General features: G+C 64.3%; 15 protein-coding genes and 1 pseudogene. 11 read left to right on the top strand and 5 right to left on the bottom strand.

Going from position 1 to position 20,030, the window contains the following annotated elements; all coding sequences use genetic code 11:
* Positions 1-29: 29 nt before the first annotated feature.
* Positions 30-708, bottom strand: a pseudogene (gene tnpC, locus GBG68_RS14365) (IS66 family transposase); the annotation flags it as partial.
* A 137-nt stretch (positions 709-845) separates the two neighbouring features.
* Positions 846-2,000: a nuclease-related domain-containing protein gene (locus tag GBG68_RS07135; RefSeq protein ID WP_193222254.1), complete on the bottom strand. Its 1,155-nt coding sequence runs from the start codon at positions 1,998-2,000 to the stop codon at positions 846-848.
* A gap of 163 nt (positions 2,001-2,163) precedes the next feature.
* Between GBG68_RS07135 and GBG68_RS07140 the strand changes: the two genes are divergently transcribed.
* The 4 genes from GBG68_RS07140 to GBG68_RS07155 all read left to right on the top strand — a co-directional run bounded on the left by GBG68_RS07140 (position 2,164) and on the right by GBG68_RS07155 (position 7,676).
* Complete coding sequence (locus GBG68_RS07140) at positions 2,164-3,516, top strand: hypothetical protein (protein ID WP_193222255.1); 1,353 nt, start codon at positions 2,164-2,166, stop codon at positions 3,514-3,516.
* 18 nt (positions 3,517-3,534) lie between these two features.
* Positions 3,535-6,621 (top strand): DUF3427 domain-containing protein, encoded by a 3,087-nt coding sequence (locus GBG68_RS07145; protein ID WP_152765584.1) that lies wholly within the window; start codon positions 3,535-3,537, stop codon positions 6,619-6,621.
* 108 nt (positions 6,622-6,729) lie between these two features.
* Positions 6,730-7,122, top strand: coding sequence for a hypothetical protein (locus tag GBG68_RS07150; RefSeq protein ID WP_152146254.1), 393 nt, complete (start codon positions 6,730-6,732; stop codon positions 7,120-7,122).
* Entirely contained in the window at positions 7,119-7,676 is a 558-nt protein-coding gene (locus GBG68_RS07155; RefSeq protein ID WP_152146255.1) for an ankyrin repeat domain-containing protein, read from the top strand. The genes GBG68_RS07150 and GBG68_RS07155 overlap by 4 nt, the downstream gene beginning before the upstream one ends.
* A 60-nt stretch (positions 7,677-7,736) precedes the next feature.
* Here the strand turns inward: GBG68_RS07155 and polA are convergent, their stop codons facing one another.
* From polA to GBG68_RS07170, 3 genes are all read right to left on the bottom strand, one after another.
* The gene (gene polA, locus GBG68_RS07160) at positions 7,737-10,442 is read right to left on the bottom strand and encodes a DNA polymerase I (RefSeq protein ID WP_152146256.1); all 2,706 of its coding nucleotides are present in this window, start codon (positions 10,440-10,442) and stop codon (positions 7,737-7,739) included.
* A 100-nt stretch (positions 10,443-10,542) separates the two neighbouring features.
* Entirely contained in the window at positions 10,543-10,974 is a 432-nt protein-coding gene (locus GBG68_RS07165) for a hypothetical protein (RefSeq protein ID WP_152146257.1), read from the bottom strand.
* On the bottom strand, positions 10,971-11,891 hold the full coding sequence (locus GBG68_RS07170) for an NAD synthetase (RefSeq protein ID WP_152146258.1): 921 nt from the start codon (positions 11,889-11,891) through the stop codon (positions 10,971-10,973). The genes GBG68_RS07165 and GBG68_RS07170 overlap by 4 nt, the downstream gene beginning before the upstream one ends.
* Positions 11,892-12,115: 224 nt before the next feature.
* On the opposite strand from GBG68_RS07170, the gene GBG68_RS07175 reads away from it, so the two are divergent.
* The 7 genes from GBG68_RS07175 to GBG68_RS07205 all read left to right on the top strand — a co-directional run bounded on the left by GBG68_RS07175 (position 12,116) and on the right by GBG68_RS07205 (position 20,027).
* Positions 12,116-13,063, top strand: a complete 948-nt coding sequence (locus GBG68_RS07175) for a dialkylrecorsinol condensing enzyme (RefSeq protein ID WP_152146259.1) — start codon at positions 12,116-12,118, stop codon at positions 13,061-13,063.
* Positions 13,060-14,205, top strand: a complete 1,146-nt coding sequence (locus GBG68_RS07180) for a beta-ketoacyl-ACP synthase III (RefSeq protein ID WP_152146260.1) — start codon at positions 13,060-13,062, stop codon at positions 14,203-14,205. The genes GBG68_RS07175 and GBG68_RS07180 overlap by 4 nt, the downstream gene beginning before the upstream one ends.
* A complete protein-coding gene (locus GBG68_RS07185; RefSeq protein ID WP_152146261.1) occupies positions 14,202-14,612 on the top strand; it encodes a hypothetical protein in 411 nt (136 codons plus the stop codon). The genes GBG68_RS07180 and GBG68_RS07185 overlap by 4 nt, the downstream gene beginning before the upstream one ends.
* On the top strand, positions 14,612-15,604 hold the full coding sequence (locus GBG68_RS07190; RefSeq protein WP_152146262.1) for a BtrH N-terminal domain-containing protein: 993 nt from the start codon (positions 14,612-14,614) through the stop codon (positions 15,602-15,604). Before GBG68_RS07185 ends, GBG68_RS07190 begins: the two co-directional genes overlap by 1 nt.
* 37 nt (positions 15,605-15,641) lie before the next feature.
* A complete protein-coding gene (locus GBG68_RS07195; protein ID WP_152146263.1) occupies positions 15,642-17,510 on the top strand; it encodes a sensor histidine kinase in 1,869 nt (622 codons plus the stop codon).
* Complete coding sequence (locus GBG68_RS07200; RefSeq protein ID WP_152146264.1) at positions 17,486-18,172, top strand: response regulator transcription factor; 687 nt, start codon at positions 17,486-17,488, stop codon at positions 18,170-18,172. The genes GBG68_RS07195 and GBG68_RS07200 overlap by 25 nt, the downstream gene beginning before the upstream one ends.
* 82 nt (positions 18,173-18,254) lie before the next feature.
* Positions 18,255-20,027, top strand: a complete 1,773-nt coding sequence (locus tag GBG68_RS07205; protein WP_152146265.1) for a ShlB/FhaC/HecB family hemolysin secretion/activation protein — start codon at positions 18,255-18,257, stop codon at positions 20,025-20,027.
* Positions 20,028-20,030 lie beyond the last annotated feature (3 nt).

Raw genomic sequence — 20,030 nt, forward strand, 5'->3', positions numbered from 1 at the left:
GCAAGGCGTGAAGGTCAAGGTCAGCCTCGGTCTTCGCCGCCGGTTTTGCCCTTGGGGCGGGAGCTTCTGCGCCTCGACAAACTTGCGTCGGGCATAGGCCCAGCAGCCAGCATGCGTCAGATCGTACGCGCGCACCGACTGGGCGTAGCCTTCATAGCCGTCGGTGAGCAGCACACCGCCAAAGCCTTCGAGCAGACGCCGGGGCACGGCCCCGGCACGGCTCGAGGCGCGGCGCCCCGGCTCGGTGTTCACCTGCACGGTGGTCTCGTCCATGTGGATCAGGGGCGCCTCGCGCAACTGCGCCCTGAACTGCTCAATCAGCGGCTCGATCAGCTCGCCGGCTCCCAGCATCCAGCGCGCAAGCGTGTTGCGCGAGAGCGCCACGCCCATGCGGAGAAAGATCTTCTCCTAGCGGTACAGCGGCAGACCGTCGGCGTACTTGGCCGTGGCGACGGTGGCCAGCAGGGCGGGGCTCGCATTGCTCTTGGGCAGGGGCTGGGGCGGCATCGGCGCCTGCACCACGCCTTCTTCGCATTGCTTGCAGGCATATTTCAGCCGCACATGGCGGATGACCTGGATCTTGGCCGGAATGACGTCAAGCTGCTCGCTGACGTCCTGGCCGATCACGGCAAGCTCGAGGCCGTCCTCGGTGCGGCGGCGCTCGTGCTCAGGCAGTTCGTGGATAATCTCGACCCGGGACAGCTCGGAATGATGAGAACCCATTGCCAAGCCGGCCACACTGAACGCGGCCGGCGGCTGCCAAGCCGCTCCAGCGCATCTAGATTCGGTTCAATATCCAAGGCCCTGCCGTGCTCCTTTACTGGCTTGTGCTGCCTTGCCCGTCTTCACTGGATCGCCACCACTCCGCGGCACTTAGGGAACCCCGGACAGCCCCAGAACCGACTCCCCTTCTGGCTTCCTCGTGTGGAAGTCCGCAGCACCATCGTTACACCACATTTAGGACAAGCTGGTGCCCCCACGGCGCTTTCAACAGGCTGGGGTTCTGCCACACCGCCCTGCGCAGTAGCGATTGGAACAGTTTCTTGGGTAGGCGCAGCCACTTCAATCGCGACAATGCCTCGGCACTTGGGGTAGCCGGGGCAGCCCCAGAACTGGCCCCCTTGGTTTTGCCCGCGTTTTGATGTGCGCAAGACCATCGGCTTGCCACAACACGGACATAGGGGCGCGCTCTCCGGTGTATCAGCAGGCGCCTCCACTTTCGTTGAGACAACGTCGTTACTCGGCTCAGGCGGCCTCTCTTCCTGCTTCGCCACACCAAATTTGGCTCGATAGTCGATTTCCAGCGGCACGTGGAAAGCAAGCAGCTTCCGGCCAATGTCGACAATCGTGTCTTTCTTCACCCACCTTGGCAGCGAGCCCAAAATCTCGACCGTGCTCGCCTGTTCATTTTGCTTTTCGTACTCGCTAAGAAACGCATCCGCCTTGATGACCAAGTCGGTGTCGAACAACTGCGGGTCTGGCCGAATCACACGAGTTTTCGGGTCCACCAAGACCGCCGTCTTGATCGTGGGCTTCATAACCACACCCAGTCTTCGCGGCGCCAACCCCTCATCCAGGATCAATTTCTCGAGGATGCGCGCCTGCCGTTTGGCTTGCTCGATGGGAGATGGCATCGCGTGATAGCGATTCTGGGACCAATACTCGAACTCGCCGCGCGGCGAGATCCTGAAGCCGTTGAGGTACGACTTCGACTCCAGAATCCAGAACTCCATGAAACGGTTTATCAAGAGATGGTCGATCTGGGCCACTTGACCCTCATGCTCGATGCGCAGGTCATGAATCAGGACCCGATTAGGGTGATCCTTGATGGCACCGTCGAGATAGAACGCGCACTGGCGCTCCCCCTTCGCGCCGCGGCGTATGGCATACATTTCACGCTGTATGGCCTTGCGGGTTCCGTCCGCCAGACCAGGAGAATCCAACAAATCTTGCAGCTGATTTAGTGCCACGGGCATGTGGTTTTTTTCTTTTAGGATCATTGTTCTTTCTTGATGCCGAATCGCGCCACATGTAACCACGCGTGCGCACCCCTGCCAAGCAGAGCGCATACATGCCCTCACGCATCCTTGATCCTCTACCCAGGCCAGGTATACCGTCAGACAGTCGCCCCCCCCCTGGGGGCATGAAGTGCAGTACCAACTAATGAAAAACAATCTCCCCGAATATCTCGCCACTGGCGAACCCGCGCGTCTAATCCCTGTAGTGGCCGACACCAGCCGCGAACAGCGCTCCGCCTCCGTCTTGCTGGCAGGCATGCGCTCGGTGTTCGAGCTGCGGCAAGCGCTGCTGCGTTCCATCGGCGTCCGCGTTGGCAGCCGTGCGCGCCTCGAGACCTGGACCGAAGTGACTTTCGCAAAAGGCGACAAGCCGAAGAAAAACGACAGGCCAGATGGGCTGCTGGTGCTGCACACCGGCAAGAAAGTGTGGCGGGCGCTCATTGAAGCAAAAATCGGCAACGCCGAATTGGATGCTGAGCAAATCGCTCGTTACGTACAGCAAGCGAAGCAACACAACATCGATGCCGTCATCACCATAAGCAACCAATTCTCGGCGCTGCCAAGCCATCACCCAGTGTCGCTCCCAAAGAACGCCACCAAGGGCGTCGAGTTGTATCACTGGTCATGGATGTCCATCGTCACCCAGGCCACACTCCTGCTGGATCGGGATGCCGTGGCTGACGAAGACCAAGTGTTCATCCTTCGTGAAATCCTCCGCTACTTCGAGCACGATTCCGCCGGCGTCAGCAAGTTCGACCGGATGAACCGGGAATGGAAAGACGTGGTGAGCAAGGTCCAAAGCGGCGCCCCTCTCGCCAAAACCACGGACGAAGTGCAGAACACCGTTAGCTGCTGGCACCAGGAGCAACGGGACGTGTGCCTGCTGATATCGCGCCAAATCGGCGAGAATGCCACGTTAAAACTCAGCCGTGTTCACCGCAGCGATCCATTGCTGCGGATTAAGGACGATGCCGGGAAGCTTGCGAAGGACAAGGTGCTCGAATTCGCCCTGGATGTGCCCAACGCAGCGGCGGATTTGGAGGTGGTAGCAGACCTGACCAAGCGGACCATAACCTGCTCGATGAAGCTCGCCGCCCCTGGCGACAGGAAGAGCACCAAGGCACGGGCAAATTGGCTGGCTCGGCAGCTCTCCAAGGCCAACCCCCAAAGCCTGTACGTGAAAGCCACGCGACCCGGACGCGCGGGTGATACTCAAGCACCGTTGGCCGAGGTGCTGGAGAACGGCGCAGCACTGGACTCCCCGAACTCCGCGGTCGTGGCGACAGGCTTCGAGATTTTCTATCTCGTCGATCTGGCCGGCAGGTTCGCCGGCAACAAGGTTTTCATCGAACAACTTGAGCAGGCCGTACCGCATTTTTATGAACAGGTCGGCCAACACCTCCAGGCTTGGGCGCCTCCGCCCCCCAGAATCCAACGCCACAAGGATGCCGCGGAAGAAGCAGAGATGGCTGAAATCGGCGCAGCGACGGACGCTTAAGGGCGCAAAAGAAACATCTTGAAAGCGGGACTCTACGAACAAGTCGTCGACGCCGAATTGCGCCGCGCGCTGGAGGAGTTGTCCGCCCAAGCCAGTGAGCGTGATCTCGACCCGGCGGAAAGCCACCAGATACTCGCGGCGCACCTCACGCGCCTTATCGAGGCCGTCCTCGCCAGACAACCAAGCAAAAGCCGCCTGAATGATCAGCTGGCGCTTTGCAACCAGCTCATAGCGCTTTTGGCAGATGCCGATCCGGGCTTTGAAGTAGAAAAGTCCCAATTGGCTGAGCCCGTGCGCCAGCTCATGTCAGTCGGAGAAGAGGCGCCCGGTTTCAAACGCCCGGACATTCCCCTAACCGAATCCGGCCTCCTCACCGGCACCCGGCTGGACCCCAGCCTCCTCTCCCAACTCAAAAAGGAGATCCTCGCCGCCGATCGCATCGACATCCTCTGCTCCTTCGTAAAATGGAGCGGCATCCAGCTACTGCTCGAAGAGCTGCAGACCTTCTGCCGTCGACCAGACACCCAACTGCGCGTCATCACCACCAGCTACATGGGCGCCACTGACGCCCCGGCCGTAAAGCTGCTCGCCGAGCTACCCGGCGCCGAAGTGCGGGTCTCCTACGACGTACAGCGCACACGCCTACACGCCAAGGCCTACCTGTTCGAGCGCGACACCGGCTTTGGCTCGGCCTACATCGGCTCAGCCAACCTCTCGCGCCCGGCACTCACCGAAGGGCTGGAGTGGACGGTAAAGGTCAGCGAGTACGCCAGCCCCGCCATGTGGCGCAAGGTGGCCGCCACCTTTCAGACCTACTGGAACGACCCCGAGTTCGAGCACTACGACGAGACCGAACACCAGCGCCTGATCCAGGCGCTGCGCCGCGAGCAAGGCAGCTCACGACCAAACGACACTCACTGGCAACCGGCCTTCGATCTGCGGCCCTACCCCTTCCAGGAAGAAATCCTGGACCAACTCGCCGCCGAGCGCGCCGAGCCGGGTCCGCATCGCCAACTGGTGGTCGCCGCAACGGGCACCGGCAAGACCCTGATTGCCGCCTTCGATTACCGCCGACAGGTGAGCGCCAACGGCGGCCAATACCCGCGGCTGCTGTTCGTCGCCCATCGACGTGAGATCCTGCAGCAGGCCTTAGCGAGTTTCCGGGCCGTGTTGCGCGACCAGAATTTCGGCGATCTGTTCGACGGGCAGAACGAACCCGCGCAAGCGGAGCACCTGTTTGCCTCGATTCAGACGCTGCATCGTCGGCGGCCGTGGGAAGCTTGGGCAGCGGATGCCTTCGACTACGTGGTGATCGACGAAACCCACCGCTCGGCCGCGGAGAGCTATCAGGGCCTGCTCGACACGCTGCGACCGCAGATCCTGCTGGGTCTCACCGCCACACCCGAACGCGGCGATGGCGAGGATATTCTGCGTTACTTCGACAACCGCACCAGTGCCGAGATTCGTTTACCCGATGCCATCACACGCCGACTTCTGGTGCCCTTCCACTATTTCGGCGTCAGCGACTCGGAGGACTACAGCCAACTGACCTGGGAGCGAGGCGGCTACCGCACCAAAGAGCTCGATAACCTGCTCACCGGCAATGAAGTGCGCGCCGCACTGGTCATCAAACAGGTGCACCAGCGGCTGATGAACCCGCACCAGGCCCGAGGCTTGGGCTTTTGCGTCAGTGTCGCTCATGCCCGTTTCATGGCCCGTTGCTTCAACAAGGCCGGGCTTCCGTCCATGGCACTATCCGCAGACTCGCCCGCCGAGGAACGCAATGGCGCGCGACAACGTCTCCAGCGCCGCGAGATCAACTTCATTTTCACCGTCGACCTCTACAACGAGGGCGTGGATATCCCCGAGGTCGACGCCGTTCTGTTCCTGCGCCCCACCGAGAGCCTGACCGTATTCCTTCAACAGCTCGGTCGCGGCCTGCGCCTAACCGAGGATAAGGACTACCTGACCGTGCTGGACTTCGTCGGCCAAGTGCACCGAAACTTCCGTTTTGACCGGCGCTTCCGGGCGCTGCTCAGCAACCCGCAGCAGAGTGTGGAGAAGGAAATCGAAGCGGGCTTTCCCCACCTGCCCGCGGGTTGCAGCATCGAGTTGGAGCGTGTCGCTAAAGAGCGCGTGCTGGCGAACGTTCGCCAATCGGTGCTGCGCAACCGTAGCCACTTGGTGCAGGACATCGCCCGGTTCCGCGCGGACACTGGTCGGTCGCCGTCCTTGCCGGAATTCCTTCGGGTACAGGGGTTGGAGGCGGACGACGTCTACCGGCGGGACTCCTGGGCACGCTTGTGCGTCCACGCTGGGGTGAGAGAAGACTTCACCGCACCCGACGAGAAAGCTTTAACCAAAGGGCTGCGGCGCATCCTGCATGTGGACGACCGTTTACGGCTGGATGCTTGGCAGCAGTGGCTGACCACCGGCGACGATTCAGAACATGCCGCGTTGGTTTTCGGCCTGTGCACCGCACTCACCGGCAACACGCTGAAAGCGGAAACGTCAGCGGAGGTACGGGAATGGCTACAGCACAACCCGGCGCTCGAAAGCGAACTGAAGGAGCTGCTTTCCTGGCGGGTAGCCATTCCAGAGAACCGGCGTGTCCGGCAGCCGGAGCGGACGCAGGATCTGCCGCTCGTCCTCCATGCCAGCTACACCCGCGACGAGGTACTAGCCGCGGTTGGCGAATCGACCTGGGAGCGGCGTGCCGAGCTCCGCGAAGGCGTGCGTTATTGCCCGCACTTAAACGCAGACCTGCTGTTCGTCACCCTCAACAAAAGTGAACGCGACTACTCACCGAGTACCCTCTACGAGGACTACGCCATCAGCAACCGGCTGTTCCACTGGCAATCGCAGAGCACAACCAGCGACACGTCACCTACCGGGCGGCGCTACATCGAGAATGCCGACGGCCACCGGATTTTACTGTTCGTACGGGAAGACAAGAAGCGCAATGGGCTTGCGCAGCCTTATACCTACGCCGGACCGGTGCGCTATGCCCGGCACGAAGGAAGTCGGCCGATGAGCATCGTTTGGGAGCTTGAGGAGCTACTGCCAGCGAAGTTGCTTCGGAAGTGGCTCCGGCTGGTGGCTTGAGGAGACACTGATCGCTCGCTTTGGCCAAGTGCGCATGAAAGTTGACGCACTGCTCATCTTCTTCTAATTTCTGTGGCCAGTATAAAAACAAGACAAAGGAGTGTCTTGATGAACCCCGCCCGTGCTGTCTCTCTGACCGGCGATGCCATTGCAGCCTACAACTCGATGAAGGCTGCCAGCGCTGACCCGGAATCCCTCGCCAAGGAAATCGCCAAGTGGTCGCCTGACATAGTGCTCCGCGTCATCGCTCACGATGCCGGGCGGGCCCTGCCCTTGGGAAACTATTTTCTCGGTGCCGGATTTAATGTGCTGGACCCCAATGTGTGGAAAGGCATCGCGCTGATGAAGCTGCGAATCGAGATCGACAAACTGTATGAAACGGCGGCAGTAGATTTTGATGAAATGACTACTCTTCGCGTTGATTTGGGGCGCAACCCGGCCCGAGCACACCAAATGATCATCGTCTACAAGTTGCGGCAGCGGGGACGGACAGGGAAATGAACGCGCTACCAAGAAAGATACTGCTGACCGCGACCGTGGCGTTATTCGCGTTGGGCTGCGCATCCGCCCCCGAGAAGGCGGCGCTTCGCGAGGCCTTGTTCGAGGAAGACTATGCGCGCTTCGAGCCGCTGTATCTCGCGGCGGCGAACAAGAACGAATTGCGCCGGGAAGATGGCGGACGCATCCCCTATCTCGTTCTCAGTCTGCTGGCCTCCGACCCCCGCTTCTTTGAGCTGATCGTACAGCACGCCGACCCGGATTTTCCCGGCACGGATGACACCACGGCGCTGTTCGATGCCGTGGCGTATTGCGACCAGGCGCGAGTGGGCGTCCTGCTCGCGAAGGGTGCCGATGTGAACTATCGCTCGTCGGTTTCCGGCCTCACACCGCTGCACATGGTCGCCGTTACCGACTGCCTGACCCTGGCCGAGCGGTTACTGGCCGCCGGCGCGGACAGGAACGCCGAAACACGCGACGGCGATCGCCCCGTGGATTTCGCCATACGCATGGGCCAGGAGGCGATGGCGAGCAGATTAAGCTCCCCCGCCAAGTAGACCGCTCCAAACTGGAGCCCACGGCGCAGCGGATGAAGTGTTCGAGCAGGGTACGCTCGCCTAATGCGCCTCCTCCCAATTCTCCCCCACCCCCACGTCGACGACCAACGGCACCTTCAACTCCGCCGCTCCCGCCATAAACTCCTTCACCTTCCCGGTGATGACTTCGACCTTCCCCTCGGGGACTTCCAGTACAAGTTCATCATGCACCTGCATCACCATCCGCACATCCGCATGCTCCGCCTCCAGCCAATCATGCAGCCGAATCATCGCCCGCTTGATGATGTCCGCCGCCGTCCCCTGCATGGGCGCGTTGATCGCGGTGCGCTCTGCATACTGTCGCCGCTGGCCATTGCGTGAATTGATCTCCGGCAGATACAGCCGCCGCCCGAACACCGTCTCCACGTACTCATCTTCATGGGCCTGCTTGCGCGTGCGATCCATGAACTCCCGCACCCCGGGGTAGCGCTCGAAGTAGCGGTCGATGTACTGCTGCGCGGTGCCCCGCTCCACCCCCAACTGCTTCGCCAACCCAAAGGCACTCATCCCGTAGATCAGCCCGAAGTTGATCGCCTTGGCATGCCGACGCTCGTTGTCGCTCACCTCCTCCGGCTTCTTGCCGAAGACCTCCCCCGCGGTGGCCCGATGGATGTCCTGGTCTTCCTGAAAGGCCGCCAGCAGCCCTGGGTCCTCGGACAGATGCGCCATGATCCGCAGCTCCACTTGCGAATAGTCCGCGGCCAGCAGTTTGCAGCCCTCCGCCGGTATGAAGGCCTTGCGGATGCGCCGGCCTTCCGGGGTGCGCACGGGGATGTTCTGCAGATTGGGCTCGGTGGAGCTCAAGCGCCCGGTGGCGGCCACGGCCTGCTGGTAGCTGGTGTGCACCCGCCCCTGCTCGTCGCGCAGCTGCGGCAGCTTGTCGGTGTAGGTGGATTTGAGCTTGCTCATGGCCCGGTGCTCCAGGATCAGCCGGGGCAGCGGGTAGGTTTCGGCCAGCTCCGCGAGCACGTTCTCGGCGGTGCTGGGCTGGCCCTTGGGGGTCTTGGCGACCACGGGCAGACCCTGTTTCTCGAACAGGATCTCCTGGATCTGCTTGGGTGAGGCAAGGTTGAAGGGGCCGCCGGCCTCTTCATGGGCCTGCTTCTCGATCTCGGCCATCTTCTCGGCCAGCTCCTTGCTCTGCACCTGCAGCAGCTTGCCGTCGATGCGCACGCCGTTGCGCTCCATGCGCGAGAGCACGGCGATCAGCGGTATTTCGATCTCGTCATAGACCCGCTGCAGGGGGGCGATGGCCTCCAGGCGCGGGTGCAGGGTGCGGTGCAGGCGCAGGGTGATGTCGGCGTCCTCGGCGGCGTACGGCCCGGCCTCGTCCAGCCCCACCTGGTCGAAGCTCACCTGCTTGGCGCCCTTGCCGGCGATGTCTTCGAACTTGGTGGTCTTGGCGCCCAGGTATTTGAGCGCCAGCGAATCCATGTCGTGGCGGGTAGCGGTGGAATCCAGCACATAGGATTCGAGCATGGTGTCGTGGCGCACGCCGCGAAGTGCGATGCCGTGGCGGGCGAGCACGCTCATGTCGTATTTGAGGTTCTGCCCGACTTTCCCGCGCTTGGGGTCTTCCAGGATGGGCTTGAGCTTGCCCAGCACGTAATCCTGCGCGAGCTGATCCGGCGCGCCCATGTAACGGTGCCCGAAGGGCACGTAGGCGGCCTCGCCCGGCTCGATGGCAAAGGACACACCCACCAGGTTGGCCTGCATGTAGTCCAGGCTGTCGGTCTCGGTGTCGAAGGCGAAGAGCTCGGCCTCAGCCAGGCGCGCCACCCAGGCCTCGAACGCGTCCTCGGTGGTGATGGTGCTGTAGTCCGTCTCGCCCACCTCGTCGATGGCGGGCTCGGGCTCGCCGGCCTCGTCCTGCTGCTCTTTCAACTGGCGCAGCCAGGTGAGGAATTCGCAGCGCTGGTAGAGCTCGGCCAGGCGCGCATTGTCCCGCTCTTTCAGGGTGAGATCGGCGTGGGTCAGCTCCAGCTCGCAGTCGAGCTGGATGGTGGCGAGCTTGCGGGAGAGTGCGAGCTGCTCCAGGTTCTCGCGCAGGCTCTCGCCCACCTTGCCCTTGATGGCCTCGGCCTGCTCGATGATCGCATCCAGGCTGCCGTATTCGTTGAGCCACTTGGCGGCCGTTTTGGGGCCGACCTTGGGGACGCCCGGGATGTTGTCGGAGCTGTCGCCGACCAGTGCCAGGTAGTCAATGATGCACTCGGGGCCCACACCGAATTTCTCGCGCACGCCGGGGATGTCGAGCTTGGTGTTGCTCATGGTGTTGAGCAGGGTGATGCGCTCGTCCACCAGCTGGGCCATGTCCTTGTCGCCGGTGGAGATCACCACGTCCATGCCCGCATCCCGCGCCTGGCAGGCGAGCGTGCCGATGACATCGTCGGCCTCCACGCCGGGGACCACCAGCAGGGGCATGCCGAGCGCGGCCACCAGTTCTTTCAGCGGCTCGATCTGGGCGCGCAGGTCGTCGGGCATGGGCGGGCGGTGGGCCTTGTACTGGTCGAACAGCTCATCGCGGAAGGTCTTGCCCGGGGCGTCGAAGACCACGCCGATGTGGCTGGGCCGGTACTCGGCGAGCAGCTTGCGCAGCATGTTGAGCACGCCGTAGATCGCCCCGGTGGGCTCGTTGCGGGAGTTGGACAGGGGCGGCATGGCGTGGAAGGCGCGGTAGAGATACGAGCTGCCGTCGACCAGGATCAGGGGGGCTTTGTTCGTCATGGGTGGCGTGTCTGCGCTGTGTCGGTGTGCGAAGCGCTCATTCTGCCATGCCGACCGCCCCACCTGTAGGAGCCGCTCTTATAGGTGGGGCGGGGAGGAATCAACGCCGCAGCGGGAATGTCTCCCGCACGAACCGGAAGTAATCGAGCATATCCCGGTAGCGCCGCGAGCTGAGCGCCCAGAGCGCCAGCACAGGCGCGCCTATTGCGTGTAGTTTCAACGACCGCGGACCCTCCAATCCCAGTGAGGGCAAGGCCAGCACCAGACAGCACGCAGCGAAAACCATCATGGCCTGACGGGCGCACTCATAGCCACGACACACGGCGACCGCCACCAGCGAGAGGACCACGGAGCCACCCAGGCAGGTGAATACCAGCGGCGCGGCCGTCTGCTGGTAAGAGGCACCGGGAAAATAGACGAAAGCTACGGTGAACGAGGCACCAACCAGGGCAAGCAGCACCGAGAAAAAGGCAAAAATGAAGATGGGAAAGTAGCGCAGCATCCAGCGGCGCCAAAACTGCAAGGGGGTCATCGAGCAGCCCCCTCATAGAGACCCACAGCAATGCCGTTTATTAAGCCTGAATGCGCGCTCCCACTGAAACCGAGCGACGCTCCCAACACATCCCGTAGTTGATGCCACGTCGCCTTACGGATCTCGGTATTGGTGTATCGCTTGGGCAAAATGCCCGCACTGCGCATGTCCTTCAGAACTTTCTCTGAAACCCTGGGGTTCTTCAGGCTCTGCAGTTCTCGTGTCAAACGGGCTCGTTCTTGCCGGTTCAGGCCTCGTAGTATCTCGGGGATGTTTTTGCCGGTCGTACGGCGCAATGTCAAAACAGCACGGATGGTCGACGAAGCAGTCGACGCCACCCCCGCCAAAGAAACGATGTCCAACGCGGCTGACGTGGTGACATACCAAGACTGACTGTCTAGGTATCGGAGATACGGCAGCTCCTGATACTCCATTGTAGTGCGGACAACTCCGTTCACGCATTGAGCTGTGGTGGCGACTGCCGCGCCTACCGTAAGAACTATTGCAGCAGTACTCGCGCCACCGGTCAGTGGGATTACCGTTGCAGCACCTACCACCCCGATCCAGCCAAGTATGGCACCGGCGCAACTGACCCCGGCGGCGACCGCCTCGCCAACCAGGCGGGAATCACTCTGGTCCACTTGGAGTTGTCGCGCGAAGTTCTCTAGGCTGCGCTGCTCCGGCACCGCCCGCAAAACTATCTTGATCGGGGCGGACCGACACAAGGGGCGGAAAGGCCGAAGTTCAATGGCGTTCAGCCGCTCATCGAGGTAGACGACACCGGCGCCCACCAAGGCGGGATCGGCATCGATCGCGGCGTACACACGCGCCACATCAAAACGTGCCAGCGCGGCATCACGCAAGATGGCATCTTTGGGCCGAAGGGAAGGGATAAGATCGTGTGCGGTCGCACTCATGGGCATCTCCTTATGCCGTTGTTATTCCTTTAACGATGTGCCGGCCCAGTTTACGTAGCGCCGGTGGGCGCCACAAGCCAGCGGCGAGGGGCCTGCCCCCCTGTAGGAGCGGCTCATGGTCACACTTCCGTGCGCCACGCCCGTTCCCCCGCTGTACCCTCCCCGTTACAATGGGCTCATTATCTGTGGGGGATTAGCCACTTCGGTGGCTGGCAACACCAAACATGAAGAAAATTCTCGTCGTTCATTATTCCCAGACCGGGCAGCTGGACAGCGTCATGCGCTCGGTGACCGGGCCGCTGGAAGCCGCGGAAGACATCGAGGTCCATTACGAGGACCTGCGCCCGGTGAAGGACTACCCCTTCCCCTGGGGCATGTACGACTTCGTCAACGTCTTCCCCGAGTGCGTCTACCAGGACCCGCCGGCGATGCGGCCCTTCGGCTTCGACCCGGCCACCCGCTATGATCTGATCATCATCGCCTACTCGGTGTGGTTCCTCTCCCCCTCCCTGCCCATCACCGGCTTCCTGCAATCCGAAGAAGCCGCGCGGGTGATGAAGGACACGCCCGTGGTGACGCTCACCGCCTGTCGCAACATGTGGCTGCAGGCCCAGGAGAAGGTCAAGGCGCGCTTGAATGAGGTGGGCGCGAAGCACAGCGACCACATCGCCCTGGTGGACCGTGGCAACAGCCTGCAGACCTTGGTGACCACGCCCCGCTGGCTGTGGACCGGGCGGCGCAATGCCTTCTGGGGCATCTTCCCGAAAGCCGGTATCGCCGAGGAAGACATCACCGCCGCCGCCCGCTTCGGCCATGCGCTGCGCGATGCCCTGCGCGCGAACCGGCTCACCGGCGAGGCGCCGGTGCTCACGGGCCTGAAGGCCGCCCCCGTGGATGAGCGGCTGATCGACGGCGAGCGCATCATCCTGCGCAGCTACATGACCTGGGGGCGGTGGGTGCGCCGCCGCGGCGCGCCCGACGACCCGCGCCGACGCCCCATTCTGCGCGCCTACATCGCCTTCATGTTCGCCATCGTGCTTACAGTGGTGCCCATCACCGTGACCATCCGCACCCTGCTGCGCCCCTTCCAGCGCGAACGCATCGCGGCGGCGCGGGCCTATTTCGAGCAACCCTCGGGCGCCGACACCGCCCGAATGGACGAGTACCGATGAGCTACATCACCCGCATCAGCGCCTTCCTGCCCGGCGAGCCCATCGACAACGACACCATGGAATCGGTGCTGGGGCTGGTGGGCGGCAAACCCTCCCGAGCACGCAAGGTGGTGCTGCGCAGCAACGGCATCCAGACCCGCCATTACGTGATCGACCCGGCCACGGGCAAGCCGCGCTACAGCAATGCCGAGCTCACCGCCGAGGCGGTGCGCAAGCTCGCCGAGCAGGGCGCGGACCTGAATGGCGTGGACCTGCTCGCCGCCGGCACCAGCACCCCGGACCAGATCCTGCCCAGCCACGGCGTGATGGTGCACGGCGCGCTGGGCAACCCGCCCTGCGAGGTGGTCAGCCCCTCGGGCGTGTGCGCCTCCAGCGCGCTCGCCTTGAAATACGCCCACATGGCGGTGAGCGGCGGCTTCAGCCAACAGGCCGTGGCCGCCGGCTCCGAGGTGGTCTCCACCTTCATGCAGGGCAAGAACTTCCAGGCCGAGTCCGACAAGCGTCTCGCCGCGATGGAGCGCCACCCCGAGATCGCCTTCGAGAAGGACTTCCTGCGCTGGATGCTCTCCGACGGGGCCGGTGCGGCGGAACTGCGCCCGGAACCCAACGCCCAGGGGCTTTCCCTGCGCATCGACTGGATCGAGCAGCTCTCCTACGCCAACGAGCTGGACGCCTGCATGTACGCCGGTGCCCGCAAGGAAGAAGACGGCCGGCTCACCGGCTGGCGCGAACTCGCGCCCCAGGCCTGGCTGGATGAATCCATCTTCGCGGTGAAGCAGGACGTGCGCCTGCTCAACCCCAATGTCATGCCGGTGACCGTCTCCCGGGGCCTGGCGGACATGCTCAAGAAACACCCGCTGCGCGTGGATGAGGTGGACTGGTTCCTGCCCCACTACTCCTCGCACTACTTCCGCCAGAAGGTCTACGACGCCCTGGTGGCCATCGACTTCGAGATCCCCGAGGCGCGCTGGTTCACCAACCTGGAGCGGGTGGGCAATGTGGGCGCGGCGTCCATGTACATGATGCTCGACGAGCTCTTCCACAGCGGGCGCATCCGCGATGGCGACGGCATCCTCTGCTACGTGCCCGAGAGCGGGCGCTTTACCAGCGTGTTCATGAAGCTCACGGCGGTGGTGCGATGAAGCGCGAGGACGTCCCCCAGGAAGGCAATGCCACCCTGGGAGGCGTGCGCAAGGCAGTCTACGCCCAGGACGAGTCCGGTCGGTTCACCACCGTGCCAAGCCGGGGCTGGGCGGTGGAGGAGACGGTCACCACCATGGCGGTGGACCTGTTCCGCCAGCAGGCCGAGGCGGCCCGCCAGCGGGTGCTGGAAGGCAAGGCCTCGCCGCTGGCGTTCCACATGTACAACCGCCGCATGGACGCCACCGTGCTCGCCCAGAGCACGGGGCTGTTCGGCTGGCAGGTGCGCCGGCACCTCAAACCCGGGCCCTTCCAGCGGCTCAACGCCAAGAAACTCGCCCGCTACGCCCAGGCCCTGGACCTGAGCATCTCGGCGCTGAAAACCATCCCCCAGGAGCCCCTCGCCTGATGCAGATCGATTTCCCCCACCGCCACGCCGGCCACTGCGAGAGCGGCGTGACCGCCAATCTGCTCAGCCACCAGGGCCTGCACCTCAGCGAACCCATGGCGCTGGGCCTGTCCTCCGCGCTGGTGTTCGCGCACTTTCCCTTCATGCGCTGGGGCGGCATTCCCATGACCGCCTATCGCATGTTCCCCGGCGCGGTGATCAAGGGCGTGGCGAAGCAGACCGGGGTGAAGATCGCCGAGGAGCGCTTCAAGGACCGGGCCGCGGCGAAAGCCGCGCTGGATGCGCATCTCGCCGCCGGCCGCCCGGTGGCCCTGCGCACCAATGTCTACTGGCTGCCCTACTTCCCGCCGGACATGCGCTTTCACTTCAATGCCCACAACATCGTCGCCATCGGCCGTGACGGCGATGACTACCTGGTCAGCGACCCGGTGTTCGAGGACATCCAGCGCTGCGACCCGGAGGGCCTGGAGAAGGCGCGCTTTTCCCTGGGCCCCTTCGCGCCCAAGGGGCTGATCTACTACCCCACCGAGGTGCCCGCGCGCTGGGACCCGGCCAAGGCCATCCCCAAGGCCTTGAAGCGCACCTACAACGTGATGAACCGCACCCCCCTGCCCTGGGTGGGGCTGGGCACCATCCACCGGCTGGCGCGGACCCTGCGCAAGCTGGAGGGCCAGCCCGAGAAGGCCGAATACAGCCGCCAGCTGGTGGGCAGCATCATCCGCATGCAGGAAGAGATCGGCACCGGGGGCGGGGGGTTTCGCTTCATGTACGCCGCCTTCCTGCAGGAAGCCGCCGAGCTGCTGCAGCGGGAGAATCTGGCCAAGGCCGCCGACGAGATGACCGAAGCCGGCGATGTCTGGCGCGAGTTCGCCCTGCTGGGCGCGCGCTATGTGCGCCAGAAGCGCGCACCGGCGCTGAGCCAGCTGGCAGAGTGCATGGAGCGCGCCGCGGCCCAGGAAGGCAAGGTCTATCCACGGCTGAAGCACGGCTGACCGGCCGGCGGCGGCATCGAGGCGAAACGGTATCACCATGCCCCAACGCTGGTTGTTCATCCTTTTTTTGCTGCTGGGCAATCCGGCGGCCCTGGCCGGCACCGCCACGGGCGACTCCTGGTTTCTGGACAGCACCGCCGTGCTGGTCGACAAGGAGGGTACTGAAACCATTCACAGCGTCAGCGACCCGGCACGGGCCGGCGATTTCCAGCCCTCGCCCGCCGGCCTCTCCGCGGGCTACACCCGACGCGTGCACTGGCTGCGGATTCGTCTCGCGCCGCCGCCGGGCGGGGAGCTTCTGCTGGAAATCCAACCTCCCTACCTCGACGATCTGCGCCTCTACATCCCCGACGGAGTCGGTGGCTACACCCGGCACCAGACCGGCGATCACTACCCCTACGCCCAGCGGGCGATCCCCCATCGGGCCTACACCTTCCGCGTCCACTTCGCAAAGGCCGCGCCACAGACCGTTTACCTGCGCGTACAGACCACCAGCACCTCGCTGGCCTTCCCCCGGGCCTTCGTGCCGGATGCCTATGCCGCGCAGATCAGCACCGAGTACCTGCTGCTGGGCCTGTACTACGGCGCGCTGCTGGTGATGCTGCTGTTCAACCTCTGGCACGGCCACTGGCGGCACGACCCGGACCACCGGGCCTTCCTGTACTACCTGCTGGCGACCCTGCTTTTCATGGTCTCGCTCAACGGCCTGGTGGCACAGTACCTGGCCCCTCGGCACCCGGCGGTGGGCGATCACATGGTCAGCGCCATGCTCATGATCATCATCGCCGTGGCGGCGCATTTTCACCGCCGCATGCTGGGCGTCGATCGCTCGACACCGCTGCTCAATGCCTACTTCATCGGCATCATAGGCTTTGCCGTACTCTGCCTGCTGGCCTGGCCGGCGGGCTATTTCACGGAAGCGGCCCGCGTCCTGACCTTGATCACCCTGAGCTTCCCCCTGATCGGCATCGTCCGCAGCGCACTGCGATGGCGCCGTGCCGGCAGTGGCTTTCTCACCCTGGCCTACATCACCACCCTGACCTCCTACCTGATCCCGCTGCTGTCGGTACAGGGCCTGTTGCCCAACGGCCCGTGGCAGCTCTACGGCCTGCAGATCGGCGGCCTCGCCGCCCTGGGCGCCTTCAACTTCAGCCTGTTCGAACGCCTGCGCCGTCTGCAGGAAGAGCGGGACCAGGCGGAGGAGCAGGGCCAGCGGACGCGCATGGAACTGGAAACCGAGTACCGCGCCCGGCAACGCCAGAGCTCACTGATCGACATGCTGTCCCACGAGATCAAATCCCCCCTGTCGGTGATCCAACTGCGGCTGGGTGTCCGCTCGGCCTCGGAACGGATGCAGCAACACGCCCTGCGCGCCGCCCAGGCCATCAACGACATCGTCGAGCGCTGCGACTACGCCAACCGGCTGGATAATCAGGCCACTCAACAGCGGCTCGCACCCTGCGATCTGGCCGCCATCACCGCCGCCAGCCTGGCGCACCGGGGCGCCCAGGCGCGCACCGATGTGTGGCTGCCTCCGGGCCTGTCGACCACGGTGGAATCGGACCAGGCCATGGTGGGCGTGCTGCTGGGCAACCTGATCGACAACGCCTGCAAGTACGCCCCGCCCCAGGCGCGGCTGAGCATCCGGTACACGGCCCGCAGCGAGGACGGACGCGAGGGCCTGGCGCTGAGCATTGCCAACCCGACTCCCCTGCGCGGCCGCCCCGACCCCGACCGCATCTTTAAGCGCTACTATCGGGCACCCGGCGCCCAGGGCAAGAGCGGCTCGGGGCTGGGGCTCGCCATCGCCCAGGCACTGGCCGAGCAACTGCGCGGCAGCCTGGTGTATCAGCCCGAACAAACGGAGGTGGTATTCGAGCTATGGCTGCCCTATGCCGCATCCTGATCGTCGAAGACAACGACGCGCTGCGTGAGACCCTGAGCGAAGTGCTGAGCGAACAGGGCTTTGCGGTGGCCGCTATCGCCAGCGCCGAGGAATTGAGCGAGTCTCAGCCACAGCGCACCGACATCGCCATCCTGGACTTGAACCTGCCCGGCGAGGACGGCCTCTCCCTGGCCGCTCGGTTGCGCCGCATCCAACCCGGCATCGGCATCATCATCCTGACGGTACGCAACGCGGTCAGCGATCGCCTGGCGGGCTACGACAGCGGTGCCGACCTCTACCTGCCCAAGCCCATCACGCCCGAGGAGCTGCTGGCCGCCCTGCGCGCCCTGGCGCGACGCCTCGTCGCCGCGCGGACCCACCCCGACACCCCCCGGCTGGATGTGCCGGCGGCCGTGCTGCATACCACCGAAGGCCCCCTCAGCCTGCGCAAGGCGGAGACGACCCTGCTGCGGGCGCTGGCGCTCGCCCCCGAGGGGCTGCTGGAAACCTGGCAACTATTGGAGGCTCTGGGCAAGCCGCTGGACGAGTACGGCCGGCGCCAGCTGGCCGTGCTGGTCACCCGCCTGCGCGCCCGCCTGGAAGCCCACGGCCTGCCGGCCCCCTTCCTGCGCGCCGAGCGGGGGGTCGGCTATCGGCTGCTGTTCGAGATTCAGCTCGATTGAGCCGCTGCAATAATTGGAAACCTTGCGCCGTCGGACATGGCTAGTCTCCTTGTGAAGTAGTTCACATTAGAAGAATTCCGCCATGTACACGACCGGCTCCCCCGACAACGGGGCCCCAAGATTCTCCGCCACCCGCACCCGGCGCAAGGCGCTGGCGCTCACGCTGCTGCTGGCCTTGCCCTGGGCCGGCGCTGCCGCGCAAACGCCCAGCCAGGCGGACCTGGACGCCGCCGCCCGAGAGGCCGAGGCGGCACAACGGGATCTGCGCATCCGGCAACAGGAGCAACGCCGACAGGACCTGCAATCCGCCCAGCCACCCACCCGGCTGAAGGCCCCTGAACCGGAGCCGGTCACCCCGCGAGAGGGGCCCTGTCGGGACATTGCCTCCTTGCAGGTGGAGGGCGTCACCCTGCTGGAAGCGCCCACCGTGGCACAGATCACCGCGCGCTACGCCGGGCGCTGCCTGGGCGTGACCGAGATCGAGAAACTGCTCTCCGAGTTCACCCTGGCCTATATCGAGCAGGGCTACGTGGGCGCCCGGGTCTATCTGCCGCAACAGGATCTGTCCACCGGCGTACTGCGGGTGCAGGTGATCGAAGGGCGGGTGCAGGGCCTGCAGGTGGAGGACGGCGAGCAGGGCTCCATATCCCTGGGCAATGTCGCGCCGGGCATGGTGGGTGAGCCGCTGAACCTGCGCGACCTGGAACAGACCCTGGACCAGATCAACCGTCTGGCCTCCAATAACGCCAGCTTCGACATCCGCCCCGGCGAGGCGCCGGGGGACAGCGTGGTGGTGCTGAACAATGCCCCGAGCCGGGCCTGGCGCGTGCTGGCGAGCTATGACAATCACGGCTCCGAGAGCACCGGGCGCAAGCAGGCGGGCCTCACCGTAATGGTGGACAACCCGCTGGGCTTCAATGATTTCATCAGCCTGACCCACCGCCGGGCCGCCCCCTATGAATCGGGCGAGACCGCCTCGCACTCCACCAGCCTCTCCTATGTGCTGCCCTACGGTTATTCCACCTACAACCTGAGCCTCAGCCACTCCGAGTACGCCTCCACCTTCCTCGCCCCCAGCGGCGTGCCGCTGCACAGCCACGGCAACTCCGGCGCCGTCACCCTGGGTTCGGACCGGGTGGTCTATCGGGACGGGCGCAACCTGCTGCGCCTGCGCGCCGGCCTCACGGTGAAGGAATCGAAGAACTATCTGGAAGACATCCTGCTGGAGGTCAGCAGCCGCCGCTTGAGCATCCTGGACCTGGACGCGGACTTCAGCCGCCCCGTCGCCGGTGGGCTGTTCTCGCTGCAACTGGGGTTCTCCCACGGCCTGAGCAGCTTCAGCCCGCTGAAGGACGCCGAGAATCTGCCCGACTGGGCGCCAAGGGCGCAGTTCAGCAAGTTCCGATACGGCTTCGCCTACACACGGCCCTTCAGCCTGGGCGGCCAGAACTTCAGCTGGAGCTCCTCGCTGGTCGGCCAGAAGTCCGATGACGTGCTCTACGGCTCGGAGCAGATCTCCATCGGCGGCATCTATTCGGTGCGTGGCTTCACCGCCAACAGCCTGTCCGGCGATGACGGCTTCTATCTGCGCAACGAGTTGTCCCATACCCGGCCCTACGCCATCCCCAATGGCCCGGCCGGTTATCTGCGGCCTTATCTGGCACTGGACACCGGCCAGGTCCGCAACCGGGTCGACGGCGTGCCGGAAGGCAGCCTCACCGGCGCCGCGGTCGGCCTGGGCATCGGCCTGGGCCCGGTCACCCTGGATGTTTTTCATGCCCGTCCCGTCTCCCACCCCGGCTACATGGAACGGGAAAGCGGAGAGACCTGGTTTCGCCTGAGTGCGACGCTCTAGGAG

It is taken from the genome of Alkalilimnicola sp. S0819 (genome assembly GCF_009295635.1).
Classification (GTDB): Bacteria; Pseudomonadota; Gammaproteobacteria; order Nitrococcales; family WHIW01; genus S0819.